Here is an 11,937-nt window from a genome sequence, read left to right on the forward strand (position 1 = left end):
TCTTTATGATCTTGGTAGAATAATATCAGGATTATCTTCAAAAGGCCTATAAATAACAATCACCCCTCCAATCACTTGAATTAGTTCAGCCTTAGAAAGCTCTATAATTTTATTAATAATCTTTAGTTTTTGTTCACGATCACTGATTCTTAACTTAATTTTAATCAGCTCATGCTTGAGCATTGTTGATTCCATTTCAGCAAGCACCGACTCACTTAATCCATGCTGACCAATCATTACAAAGGGCTTTAAGTCATGTGCCATAGAACGCAAATATTTTTTCTGGTTATTAGTTAGTTTCATTTTTTAATGTCTTCTCATTTTTAAAAAGTGATTCAGTAGTTTCTCTCATTCGCACTAATTGATGCACAGAACCATCAACCATTACTTCCGCAACTCTTGGTCTAGAGTTATAGTTAGAGCTTAAAACAAATCCATATGCACCAGCGGTCATTAGTGCAATATAGTCTCCCTGCTCAAGAGTAAGACTTCTGCTCTTTGCCAAAAAATCTGCAGTCTCACATACAGGCCCAACTATGTCCCATGAATCCTTTATGCCTTTTGAATTATCTTCAATTGTAACCGCCTGATGATAGGAGCCATAAAGAGCAGGTCGAAGTAAATCATTCATTGCACCATCGACAATTGCAAATGATTTCAATTCATTCTGTTTTAAATATTCAACCTTGGTGACAAAGATTCCTGCGTTCCCAACAATGGATCTACCAGGTTCTACCATAATCTTCAGATCACCAACTTTTTGAATTACTGAATGCATGTAATCATTAATACTTATAGGTGTTTCTTTGTCATAAGTCACCCCTACTCCACCACCAATATCGATATGATTTAAATAAATTTCCTCTTCTTCAAGCCTTACTATAAGTTCGAGTGCTTTATCAAGAGCCTCTAAGAAAGGTGAAATGTCTGTAATTTGCGACCCTATATGGTAATCTAAACCAAAAACTTCAAGATGATCTGAAAGGTTTGTCTTTTTATACAAAGATAGAGCAATCTCAACGCTTACTCCAAACTTGTTTTCAGTTAAGCCTGTCGAGATATATGGATGAGTCTTTGCATCTACATTCGGGTTCACGCGAATAGATATTGGTGCATTCATCTTTAGTGAAGCCGCAACAGACTCAATTCGGTCTAACTCAGCTACTGATTCAACATTGAAGCAGTAAATTCCGTATTCAAGTGCCTTTTGAATCGCTTGCTCTGTTTTAGCAACTCCAGAGAATACACATTTTTTTGGATTACCACCTGCAGCAATTACTCTTTCAAGCTCACCAATTGAAACTATATCAAATCCTGAACCTAGGTTAGCAAGAACATTTAATACTGCCAAATTTGAGTTGGCCTTTACAGCATAACAAATTAAATGAGGATGCGAACCAAAGGATTTTTCAAACTGTTGCCAGTTAAACTCTATTTGACTTTTAGAATAAATGTAAAGGGGAGACCCATACGCGCCCATTAAGTCTGAAACAGGAACAGACTCAGCGTGTAATACTTTATTTTGAAAATAAAATGAATTCAATTAATTATATGTCTAGTAAGTGCTAGATGTTGACTCTCCAGAATCTATCTGGCCACCTTCATTCGAAGTTAAATCACCCATTCTGCCACATGCGGACAAAGTGAATACAAACGCTAGTAATACAACATATTTAAATAAAATTTTCATAGGACCTCTGATACTTTCTTTAATACTAGTATTTTACACAAAGGCCTTCAGCTGTTGTATAAACAAATCCCTAGGCATTTTGAATGCACCTAAACTTTCTAAATGATTGTTCTCAACTTGACAATCAATTAATTGATATGCGCTCTGTTGAAGTAAGTAAGCAAAAGCAACTTTTGATGCATTACTCACTAATGAGAACATAGACTCACCAAAGAAAACATCTCCCAAAGCAACACCATAAAGCCCACCAACAAGCTCTCCATTTTCATAAACTTCGTATGAATGGGCGTGGCCAGACTCATGAAGTTTACAATAAGCCTCAATCATTTCATCATTTATCCATGTACCAGATTGTCCTTGTCGCGCTATTTTTTGACATTGAACTATGACATTTTTAAAGGCGGTATTAATACAAACCTCAAATTTAGAAGATTGAATGACTCTCTTCAAGCTCTTTGAAAGATGAAATTTTTCAGGTGTAATAACCATTCTTGGGTCAGGCGAATACCAAAGTATAGGTTCATCCTTGCCATACCAAGGAAAGATTCCTAATGAATAAGCTTTCAGTAATCTTTCAACGGACAAATTACCGCCAATTGCAATCAGTCCATTAGGCTCTGTTAGTGCAAGACTTAGTTTTGGAAATTCAGAGTTGTTTTCATCAAGCCAAAAAGAAGGTGGTATTTCGCTCACCCTTTATCGACCTCGAATAATCTCTCTTGCCATATACAAAGCAAGTATGCTTCGTGCTTCCGTTAAATCTTCATTATAGGTAAGCGTTTCTAGTTCAGATAGCTTATGAGGAACTATCTCTAGTGGTTCTGGCTCATCTCCTTCAGCCGACTCCTCATAAAGATCTTCAGCAAGAACAATATGAGTTGCATTTGATTGATAGCCTGGAGCAAGCGTAATGGTTTTAAGAAAAGTAAGCTTACGAGCACCATAACCAATCTCTTCTTTTAACTCTCTTCCAGCAGCTTCTATAGGAGTTTCGCCCTTATCAATCTTGCCTTTTGTTAGGCCTAGCTCATAGCGCTCAGTTCCACCAGAAAATTCATAAATCATTAGAACAGTATCATCATCAAGCATTGGAATAACCAAAACTGCACCATTTCCTCTAGACATTAACCTTTCATAAATTCGAGTCGCTCCATTTGAAAATTCAACATCCATAGACTCAAGATTGAAAATACGGCTTTGTGCAACAGTGTGAATATTTGTTAGTTTTGGCTTTTTTCGCATAGCAATATTATGCCATTGGTTTAGTGCAATTTAATAACAAAGATAAATTTAAGTAATTATTAATCTTGTAATAAAAAAGAAAATGTTAACATAGGGTTAATGGGCTTTAGTAGTCATTAAAAATAGCTTATAAGACTTTTATAAAACATATTAAAATTACAATATATTCGCTTTTGGGGCCTAATAAATGAAAAAAAATACATCTGAAAGTCTCTTTGCAAGAGGCTCTAAAGTTTTGATAGAAGGAGTTTCATCAGCCTCTAGAGGCCCTGCAGCATTTGGCACAACCCCTAGATATATGTCTCATGGCGAGGGATCTAGATTATACGACGTAGATGGTAGAGAATATATAGACTGGATGATGGCATTTGGAGCTCTTCCATTAGGACATGCACATCCAAAAATTGTGACCACAGTTACAAAAGAAATTGCACGTGGAAGTCATTTTGCAACTGCTTTAGAAGTTGAAGTTGAAGTTGCAGAAATCTTAGTAAATTTACTGCCGCATGTTGATAAAGTAAGATTTGCTAACACAGGAACAGAAGCAGCTATGGCAGCAATTAGACTTGCACGAGGTCATACTGGGCGTCGAAAAATTATTAAATTTGAAGGTCACTATCATGGGTGGTGGGATGCTGTATTAATTAATAGCAACCCTCAGCCAATAACCTCGTTAGGGCATCCTAATTCTCCAATAAGAATTCCAGATAGTTCTGGGATGACAGAAGAAAGTTGGATGGATACCATTATTGTTCCATGGAATGATTTTGATGCACTAGAGAGAGCAATGGCTCTTCATGGCCGTGATGCTGCTTGTGTTGTGACTGAAGGAATTATGTCAAATATGGGCGTAATAGTACCAAAACCAGGGTACCTTAATAGAATTGAAGAGCTCTGTAATGAACATGGTGCCTTATTTTATTTAGATGAAACTGTTACAGGATTCAGGGTTGCTGCTGGTGGATGTGCTGAAATTTATGGCTTAAAGCCAGATATTGTTACTTATGGAAAAGCACTAGGCTCTGGGGTTCCTATGGCAGCGATTGGTGGATCTGACGAAATAATGTCTGGCCTTGAATGGGGAAAGGTTCTACATTTTGGGACACATAATGCAGGTCGATTAGCATTGCATATTTGTAAAACGATGCTTACAACAATGTTAGATGACAATCAGGCAGGTTTTGTCAAAATTAAAGATCTTGGCATTAAACTTACAGAAGAAATCCAATCTATTTCTAAAAAAAATAATAAACATAAGATGGTTTGCCAGGGTGTGAATTCCATGTTTCAAATCTTCTTCACCGACCAAAAAGAAATCTCTAACTATCGTGACTTTTGTAGAAGTGTAGATCGTTTAAAATTTCGAAATTTTGCGTTGAGACTTTTTGATAAAGGAATTTATATGAATCCATCAGCTACATTACATTCATTATCCTCAATTGTCCATACAGAAGAGGACATTGAAGTTACTGCTCGTGCAATATCTGAAACGCTTGATGAAATGCCTTAAAAATGCCTAAAGCACTAAAGAAAATTGGAATACTTGGTGCTGGTCAACTTGCCGAATTTATTATCACTGGAATAGACAAGGTAAGTGCTCCTTTCGATTTTATGTTGTCACCAAGATCTCATGAAAGAGGATTAAAACTAAAGAATAAATTTAATTTAGAAATTGCAGAAAGTAATCAGCATCTCCTAGATAGCTGTGATATGGTATTTATCTGTTTGCCATCAAATAATTCACTCTCAATCTTAGGTGATCTAAATTTTCGAAAAGAAAATAGTATTTTATCTGCAATTGCCGGAATAACAAGAGCGGCAATCTGCAGAACAACTAACTGCAAGGCAGTTCACACTTCAATGATGCCAGGATATGCAAATGCATCTAATAAAGGACCCAGTCTTTTATTTCCAGAAAACTCTGAATGGCATGAATTTCTATCATTTTTAGGTCCCGTATTTGAGTGCAAAACAGAAAAAGAATTTAATGTTGCTGCAATTATTGGAGCCGTCTCAGGAGCAAGTTTTGTTCTCTTTGAAACTCTTTCAAAATGGTTTGAAAATAATAATTTATCTTCAAAATTTTCTCAAAACCTTCTTTTAGAAACCCTTAAAGGAAATATAGAAATTGCACTAGAGAGTGATGAAACTTTAAGTGAAATCATATCTAAAGTAGCAACACCTGGAGGAATTACTGAGAGCTTAGTTAATCAATTAGATCAAAAAGAAGCTTTATCATCATGGTTGGAAGGTATGGACACTATTCTAAATAATAATTCATCAAAAAAATAAAGTAATAAGCTTTCATTAAGTGAAGCAGTAATCATATTTTTTTGCACTACATGAATGTTATTTATTCAAGCCATCAAATAACATTAAAGCTGAAGTATCACTATAAGTATGGCCTTTATCCATTAAGTTAACATATCGATCATAAACTTCCTTGGTAAATTCTAGATTTGAATTATTAGAGCTGGATTGATCAATACAATAGCCCAAGTCTTTTACCATCCACTTAATAGCAAACCCAAAATCAAATTCTCTTTGATGCATTGTTTCAGCTCGATTTACCATTTGCCAAGATTGCGCTGCTCCTCCAGAGATTGCTGATAACAAACTATTCATATCAAGATTTTCAGCTTCTGCAAATAATAATCCTTCAGACAAGCCTTGCAGTAAACCTGCAATACAAATCTGGTTTACCATTTTGGCAACCTGCCCTTTTCCAGATTCTCCCATATAAGTAACATTTTTTGAATAGGTATTGATCAACTCTTCCGACGTATCAAGGACTTCTTTACTTCCACCAGCCATCACACTAAGAACTCCATTAACTGCTCCTGCCTCTCCGCCACTAACTGGGGCATCTATAAATGACACTCCTTTTGCAGCTAAAGACTCATTTAAATGCTTGGCTAATTTATAAGAGGTTGTAGTATGGTCAATAAAGATTGATCCTTTTTTAAGGTGGGTAATCATCCCTTGTTCAGCAAATACAATCTCCATCATATCTTCGTCTCTTCCAGTGCATGTAACAACAAAGTCGGCATCCATTACTGCCTCTTTAATTGAGCTTGAAACCTCACCCTCATAATCCTTACTCCATGCAGCAGCCTTTTGAGGAGAGCGGTTAAATACTTTTAAATTAAATAAATTTGACTTAGATAGATGACCAGCCATAGGATAGCCCATAGTTCCAAGTCCAATAAACGCTACATTTTTTTTTATACTCATTAGATTCCTTGATTACTGGTTAATGTTATAAATCAGATTATACGATACTGCGTTTTAAACATATAATCAGATATAGTAAATATTTATCAAATAAAATTCTTTTAATATAAATAACCCTATTTTTTTATGAAAAACCCAGATTATTGGCAAGAATCACTCAACTATTTAACTAAGACTGATAAAGCCCTTGGACATCTTATTAGCCAATTCAAAGACTACTCTATTTCATCTCGAGGTGAAGCTTATGAAACCTTACTTCGCTCAATAGTTGGTCAACAAATATCTATTCAGGCAGCATCAAGTGTTTGGAATAAAATAGTGGAATTAGTTAAAACTATTGAGCCCAATAAGGTTCTATTAACAAGTAGGGAAAATTTAAAGCTATGCGGCTTATCCAAGCAAAAAATACAATATATTTATAACATTTCTGAACATTTTATTGCTAACAATATTGAGAATAACGCATATTGGGAAGGACGAAGTTATCTTAGTATCTATGAAGAACTCATCACTATTAAAGGAATTGGCCCATGGACTGCAGAAATGTTTGGCATGTTTCACTTACTAGAAAAAGATATTTTTCCACTGAAAGATGTTGGGGTTATAAGAGCTATGAACCAACTCTACAATAATGGTAAAAAACTCGATATAGATAGAATTATAGAAATTTCAGATACATGGCGCCCCTACAGATCCGTTGCCTGTTGGTTTTTATGGCGATCTATTGATAGTGAAGAGGTGCTCTACTAAGACTCTAAAGCCATAACAATTAAATCACCCATCTCCTCAGTTCCAACAACTTTATCTCCAGCCGCAGAAATATCTTTGGTTCTATAGCCTTTATCCAGTACTTCGCTAACAGCCAAATTAATTTTATCAGCGAGCTCCACCTGATTAAGTGAATACCTAAGCATCATTGAAACAGATAGTATAGTTGCTAGTGGATTGGCAATATCCTTTCCAGCAATATCTGGTGCTGAGCCATGGATAGGCTCATACATTCCAAAATTATTCTTATCAAGAGAAGCAGATGGAAGCATGCCAATTGACCCAGTGAGCATTGCAGCACAATCAGACAAAACATCCCCAAAAAGATTGCTTGTAACCATAACGTCAAATTGCTTGGGATCTCTAACAAGTTGCATTGCTGCATTATCGACATACATATGGGAAAGAGTTACGTCTGGATAGCTTGATGAAACTTCTTCCATGACTTCTCTCCAAAGCTCAGAAACTTCAAGAACATTTGCCTTATCTACAGAGCAAACTCGCTTTCCTCTTTTTTGAGCAATTTGAAAAGCAGAGTGTCCAATACGGGCTATTTCAGATTCATAGTAGGTCGCTGAGTTAATCCCAAAGCGCTCTCCATCTCTAATTTCTATTCCCCTTGGCGTACCAAAATAAATACCACCAACCAGCTCACGCACAATCATTAAGTCCAAACCCGATACAATTTCAGTTTTAAGGCTCGATGCACTCGCTAACTGTGGATAGAGAATTGCAGGCCTTAAATTAGAAAATAAATCAAGCTCAGATCGAATACCTAATAGTCCTCGCTCTGGCCTTAAATCTCTTTCTAGTGCCTCCCATTTTGGCCCTCCAACTGCGCCTAATAGAATTGAGTCACAACTCTTAGCTGTATTGATAGTTTCATCAGGAAGAGGTGATCCAGTTTCATCATATGCAATTCCGCCAATCAGTCCATTAACAAGAGTCATCCCCATTTCATGGTTAGAATTTAATGAATTAATTACTTTGACCGCTTGATCAACAATTTCTGTACCTATTCCATCACCGGGGAGAATTAATATTTTTGACATATTTGATTTGAAGTTAAAACTTTAATTAATTTATTTTACGCTTGCTCAATTGTATTGAATCTAAATTTCCACCATATCAAAGTCTTCCTTACCAGAGCCACAAAGTGGGCAAACCCAATCATTAGGTATATCTTCCCATCTAGTGCCAGGACTGATCCCTTCATCAGGAACTCCTATACTTTCATCGTAAATCCAACCACACATATTACATTTATATTTTTTCATAATAATTTTACAAGAGCTGTAAAGACAGTTAGGCAAGGCTTAGATAATAAAAAATTGAAAAATAATTATACATTTTTTAATTCATTAATTGATAATCATAGTTAGAACAAATATAACTGGTATTAGTATTAATTAAGATAATCCAGTATAAAATATCTCAATGCTCAAAATTTATAATACGCTTACTAATCAAAAAGAAGACTTTCGTCCAATAGACCCAAACAATATTGGAATATATGTTTGTGGAATGACTGTTTATGATTTTTGTCATATGGGACATGCTAGAGTATTAGTTATGTTTGATGTCATTACGCGTCATATGAGGCGAAACTACCCAAACGTTCAATACATAAGAAATATTACTGATATTGATGACAAAATTATTAGTCGAGCAATAGAAAATAATGAGGATATCTACTCTCTGACAAATCGATTTATCGATGCTATGCATGAGGATGAAAAAGCGCTAGGAGTTCTCAGTCCTGATATTGAGCCTCGCGCTACTGACTCAATCAATCAAATGATAGATATGATTGCATTACTTTCAAAGAAAGGGCTTGCCTACCAAGGCAAAAATGGTGATGTTTTTTATTCTGTTAGAAAATTTAAGGATTATGGCAAGCTTTCTGGGAAAAATTTAGACGATCTGGTAGCTGGTGCTCGAGTAGATATTCAGAGTAATAAACACGATCCTCTTGATTTTGTTCTCTGGAAAAAAGCGAAACCAAGTGAACCCAAATGGTCTTCGCCATGGGGAGAAGGAAGGCCAGGTTGGCATATAGAATGCTCAGCAATGTCGACTCACTTTATATCAAATCATTTTGATATTCATGGTGGTGGAATGGACTTAACATTTCCCCATCATGAAAATGAAATAGCCCAATCAGAGGGTGCTAATAATTGCAAATTTGTCAACACTTGGATGCACGTTGGATTCGTTAATATTAATGACGAAAAAATGAGTAAGTCACTTAAAAATTTCTTTACTATTCGTGGTGTTTTAGATAAATATGATGGTGAGACTCTTCGATATTTTCTTATAAGCAGTCATTATCGCTCCCCACTAAATTTTAGCGACACGAATATTGAAAGTGCAAAATCTGCATTAAAAAGACTTTATACTGCAACGAAAGGCTTCTCCTCTAGTAAAAAAATAGGCGCACAAGTAGGCAAGACTTTTGATTATGAAGACAGATTTGATGCCGCATTAAATGATGACTTTAATACTCCTATTGCATTAAGTATTTTATTTGAAATTGCTAAGCAAGTAAATATTGAGCGCTTAAAGGATTCTGAGCATGCTGCATCTTTAGCTCAATTACTAAAAAAATTAGGTAACTACCTAGGTATTCTTGAATACGATTCTGAGGTGTACCTCCAGCAAGGCTCAGAACTAACAGAGGCTGAAGTTTCCATAAAAATAAATCAGAGGGATGAGGCTAGAGCCTCAAAAAACTTTGCAATGTCTGATCAGATTCGTGATGAACTTTTAACACTTGGTATTATTCTAGAAGATAGTATAGATGGCACGTCCTGGCGAAGAAAATAAACTAAATTCCTACGTTGATTGGAGTCAAATTGATACCATTTTGCTTGATCTAGATGGGACGCTCTTAGATTTAAACTTCGATCTGCATTTTTGGCTTAAATACCTTCCAAAGGTTTATTCTGAAAAGCACAATACTAGCTTTGAGGATTCAAAAAATATAATAATTTCAATGCTTGATTCTCAAGAAGGCAAATTAACTTGGTATTGTCTAGATTATTGGGAAGAAAAACTGGATTTTGATATCATGAAATTAAAAGGTGATATTGCTCACTTAATTCAAGTTCATAATCATGTTATAAACTTCCTTATTTCAGCAAGATCAAAAGAAAAACGTATTTACTTAGTCACCAATGCTCATCGAAAAGGTCTTGCGCTAAAAATGAAAATGTCAAAGCTGGAAGGCTACTTTGATGAAATTATCTCTTCACATGATTTTGGAGTTATAAAGCAGAAGCAACAATTTTGGGAGCAATTAACTACTGTTATTCAATTTGACAATGAAAGAACAATTTTTTTTGATGACTCACTAGATGTTCTAGAGTCAGCTTCAACATTTAAAATTAAGAATATAATCGCAATAAATAAACCAAGTAGTATGATTGATAAAAAAATAGTTCCTGGCTTTATAAATATTGAGAATTTTCTTGAAGTAATGCCATAGAAAGTATTATTAGCAACTTGCAAATTATTAATGAAACAAATTGACACAAAATCTTAATTTGTCCTCTATAAAATTATATTTCTTTAAAAATACTTAATATTAATATAATTAAACTGCACTATAGAATTATTGAAGGCTATATTTACTTCAAATGATATACTTATGTGAAGTTTGAAGAGAAATTTATAAGTGGGCTGATTAGCAGCACCCTTAAACTTATCCCCTTTTTATTTTAACTACAAACTAACAATAAAATATTATGAAAAATGCTTTTTATGCTCAATCTGGAGGAGTCACAGCAGTAATAAATGCTTCGGCTAGTGGCGTTATTGAAACAGCTCGTAAACACCCAGATCAAATTGGCACTGTGTATGCAGGTGAGAATGGGATCATTGGAGCCTTAACTGAGAATCTCATTGATACGTCAGTTGAAACTGATGCCGATATTGCAGCACTAACTCACACTCCTTCAGGTGCGTTTGGATCTTGTCGCTATAAAATGAAGTCTCTTGAAGCAAATAGAGCTGAATATGAACGCCTAATTGAGGTTTTTAAGGCTCATAGCATTGGTTATTTTTTTTATAATGGTGGCGGGGATTCGGCAGATACCTGCCTAAAGGTATCTCAGCTCTCAGAAAGCATGGGGTATCCGATTCAAGCGATTCATATTCCTAAAACTGTTGATAACGATCTTCCTGTTACTGATAATTGTCCTGGTTTTGGCTCGGTAGCTAAGTATATTGCAGTCTCTACGATGGAGGCCAGTTTTGATGTCGCATCAATGGCTGCTACGTCAACAAAGATTTTTGTACTTGAGGTTATGGGGCGTCATGCTGGGTGGATAGCAGCCGCTGGAGGGCTTGTTGACTCGTCAATACCCGTTGTAATTCTTTTTCCAGAAATTGACTTCAATGAAGGGAAATTCCTAGAAAAAGTAGATAAGAATGTGAAAGAGTTTGGCTACTGCACTATTGTCGTTTCAGAGGGAACTAAATGGCCTGATGGAAAATTTTTAGCTGAGCAAGGTACGCGTGATGACTTTGGGCATGCTCAATTAGGCGGCGCAGCGCCGGTTGTTGCAAATATAGTAAAAAAAGCCTTAGGTTATAAATTCCACTGGGCAGTAGCTGACTATCTCCAGCGATCAGCCCGTCACTTAGCCTCGCATTCAGATGTGGAGCAAGCTTATGCACTTGGCAAGGCTGCAGTTGAAATGGCGCTAGATGGTAAGAACTCCATAATGCCTTCAATTGTCAGGTTATCTAATAACCCCTATAAATGGGAAATAGGTTATGGCGAATTAAAAGACATTGCTAACGTCGAAAAAATGATGCCAGAAAATTATATTTCAGAAGATGGGTTTTCAATTACTAAATCATGTCGTGAATATTTGCTTCCACTTATTGAAGGTGAGAACTATCCACCGTATAATAATGGGTTACCCGATTATGTCGTAATGCAAAAATCAAAAGTTAAGAAAAAATTACCGCCTTTTGAAATTTAACTACAAAGTGTC

14 protein-coding genes are annotated in these 11,937 nt (G+C 35.7%); 6 read left to right on the forward strand and 8 right to left on the reverse strand.

Translation table 11 applies throughout. From position 1 onward, the window contains the following. Window positions 1-3: 3 nt before the first annotated feature. From yhbY to nudE, 5 genes are read right to left on the reverse strand one after another with little or no spacing between them, the layout of a single operon-like run. Window positions 4-303 (reverse strand): ribosome assembly RNA-binding protein YhbY, encoded by a 300-nt coding sequence (yhbY, locus tag AC5YGD_RS08615; RefSeq protein ID WP_496141447.1) that lies wholly within the window; start codon window positions 301-303, stop codon window positions 4-6. Continuing rightward, the gene (lysA, locus tag AC5YGD_RS08620; RefSeq protein ID WP_496141448.1) at window positions 290-1,543 is read right to left on the reverse strand and encodes a diaminopimelate decarboxylase; all 1,254 of its coding nucleotides are present in this window, start codon (window positions 1,541-1,543) and stop codon (window positions 290-292) included. The genes yhbY and lysA overlap by 14 nt, the downstream gene beginning before the upstream one ends. Before the next feature lie 12 nt (window positions 1,544-1,555). Then, window positions 1,556-1,690, reverse strand: coding sequence for an LPS translocon maturation chaperone LptM (lptM, locus tag AC5YGD_RS08625; protein WP_416686811.1), 135 nt, complete (start codon window positions 1,688-1,690; stop codon window positions 1,556-1,558). Between the two features lie 33 nt (window positions 1,691-1,723). After that, window positions 1,724-2,383, reverse strand: coding sequence for a leucyl/phenylalanyl-tRNA--protein transferase (gene aat, locus AC5YGD_RS08630; RefSeq protein WP_496141449.1), 660 nt, complete (start codon window positions 2,381-2,383; stop codon window positions 1,724-1,726). 3 nt (window positions 2,384-2,386) lie between these two features. Then, on the reverse strand, window positions 2,387-2,932 hold the full coding sequence (gene nudE / locus AC5YGD_RS08635; protein WP_271558695.1) for an ADP compounds hydrolase NudE: 546 nt from the start codon (window positions 2,930-2,932) through the stop codon (window positions 2,387-2,389). 187 nt (window positions 2,933-3,119) lie between these two features. Here nudE and AC5YGD_RS08640 point away from each other — a divergent pair, with 187 nt between their 5' ends. Both AC5YGD_RS08640 and AC5YGD_RS08645 read left to right on the forward strand, forming a co-directional pair. Next, on the forward strand, window positions 3,120-4,442 hold the full coding sequence (locus AC5YGD_RS08640) for an aminotransferase class III-fold pyridoxal phosphate-dependent enzyme (RefSeq protein WP_496141450.1): 1,323 nt from the start codon (window positions 3,120-3,122) through the stop codon (window positions 4,440-4,442). Between the two features lie 2 nt (window positions 4,443-4,444). After that, on the forward strand, window positions 4,445-5,224 hold the full coding sequence (locus AC5YGD_RS08645; RefSeq protein WP_416686817.1) for a pyrroline-5-carboxylate reductase dimerization domain-containing protein: 780 nt from the start codon (window positions 4,445-4,447) through the stop codon (window positions 5,222-5,224). A 57-nt stretch (window positions 5,225-5,281) separates the two neighbouring features. Here AC5YGD_RS08645 and AC5YGD_RS08650 read toward each other — a convergent pair whose 3' ends face one another. Continuing rightward, window positions 5,282-6,166: an NAD(P)-binding domain-containing protein gene (locus AC5YGD_RS08650; RefSeq protein WP_496141451.1), complete on the reverse strand. Its 885-nt coding sequence runs from the start codon at window positions 6,164-6,166 to the stop codon at window positions 5,282-5,284. Between the two features lie 126 nt (window positions 6,167-6,292). On the opposite strand from AC5YGD_RS08650, the gene AC5YGD_RS08655 reads away from it, so the two are divergent. Continuing rightward, window positions 6,293-6,916, forward strand: coding sequence for a DNA-3-methyladenine glycosylase family protein (locus AC5YGD_RS08655; protein WP_496141452.1), 624 nt, complete (start codon window positions 6,293-6,295; stop codon window positions 6,914-6,916). Here AC5YGD_RS08655 and leuB read toward each other — a convergent pair. Both leuB and rd read right to left on the reverse strand, forming a co-directional pair. After that, a complete protein-coding gene (leuB, locus tag AC5YGD_RS08660; protein WP_496141453.1) occupies window positions 6,913-7,986 on the reverse strand; it encodes a 3-isopropylmalate dehydrogenase in 1,074 nt (357 codons plus the stop codon). The two genes, AC5YGD_RS08655 and leuB, sit on opposite strands and share 4 nt — an antisense overlap. A gap of 60 nt (window positions 7,987-8,046) precedes the next feature. Continuing rightward, a complete protein-coding gene (gene rd, locus AC5YGD_RS08665; protein ID WP_416677875.1) occupies window positions 8,047-8,211 on the reverse strand; it encodes a rubredoxin in 165 nt (54 codons plus the stop codon). 160 nt (window positions 8,212-8,371) lie between these two features. On the opposite strand from rd, the gene cysS reads away from it, so the two are divergent. The 3 genes from cysS (at window position 8,372) to AC5YGD_RS08680 (ending at window position 11,925) form a co-directional block, all read left to right on the forward strand. Beyond that, the gene (gene cysS / locus AC5YGD_RS08670; RefSeq protein WP_496141454.1) at window positions 8,372-9,760 is read left to right on the forward strand and encodes a cysteine--tRNA ligase; all 1,389 of its coding nucleotides are present in this window, start codon (window positions 8,372-8,374) and stop codon (window positions 9,758-9,760) included. Next, window positions 9,735-10,421, forward strand: a complete 687-nt coding sequence (gene yrfG, locus AC5YGD_RS08675) for a GMP/IMP nucleotidase (protein WP_271558752.1) — start codon at window positions 9,735-9,737, stop codon at window positions 10,419-10,421. Before cysS ends, yrfG begins: the two co-directional genes overlap by 26 nt. A gap of 259 nt (window positions 10,422-10,680) precedes the next feature. After that, window positions 10,681-11,925: a diphosphate--fructose-6-phosphate 1-phosphotransferase gene (locus AC5YGD_RS08680; protein ID WP_496141455.1), complete on the forward strand. Its 1,245-nt coding sequence runs from the start codon at window positions 10,681-10,683 to the stop codon at window positions 11,923-11,925. Window positions 11,926-11,937: the final 12 nt, after the last annotated feature.

This window comes from Candidatus Pseudothioglobus sp. uisw_070, from assembly GCF_059512545.2.

Excerpts from the sequence above, each read along its gene's own strand:
- yhbY (WP_496141447.1), bottom strand. The coding sequence starts at position 303 with ATGAAACTAACTAATAACCAGAAAAAATATTTGCGTTCTATGGCACAT.
- lptM (WP_416686811.1), bottom strand. The coding sequence starts at position 1,690 with ATGAAAATTTTATTTAAATATGTTGTATTACTAGCGTTTGTATTCACT.
- nudE (WP_271558695.1), bottom strand. The coding sequence starts at position 2,932 with ATGCGAAAAAAGCCAAAACTAACAAATATTCACACTGTTGCACAAAGC.
- AC5YGD_RS08640 (WP_496141450.1), top strand. The coding sequence starts at position 3,120 with ATGAAAAAAAATACATCTGAAAGTCTCTTTGCAAGAGGCTCTAAAGTT.
- AC5YGD_RS08645 (WP_416686817.1), top strand. The coding sequence starts at position 4,445 with ATGCCTAAAGCACTAAAGAAAATTGGAATACTTGGTGCTGGTCAACTT.
- AC5YGD_RS08650 (WP_496141451.1), bottom strand. The coding sequence starts at position 6,166 with ATGAGTATAAAAAAAAATGTAGCGTTTATTGGACTTGGAACTATGGGC.
- AC5YGD_RS08655 (WP_496141452.1), top strand. The coding sequence starts at position 6,293 with ATGAAAAACCCAGATTATTGGCAAGAATCACTCAACTATTTAACTAAG.
- leuB (WP_496141453.1), bottom strand. The coding sequence starts at position 7,986 with ATGTCAAAAATATTAATTCTCCCCGGTGATGGAATAGGTACAGAAATT.
- rd (WP_416677875.1), bottom strand. The coding sequence starts at position 8,211 with ATGAAAAAATATAAATGTAATATGTGTGGTTGGATTTACGATGAAAGT.
- cysS (WP_496141454.1), top strand. The coding sequence starts at position 8,372 with ATGCTCAAAATTTATAATACGCTTACTAATCAAAAAGAAGACTTTCGT.
- yrfG (WP_271558752.1), top strand. The coding sequence starts at position 9,735 with ATGGCACGTCCTGGCGAAGAAAATAAACTAAATTCCTACGTTGATTGG.
- AC5YGD_RS08680 (WP_496141455.1), top strand. The coding sequence starts at position 10,681 with ATGAAAAATGCTTTTTATGCTCAATCTGGAGGAGTCACAGCAGTAATA.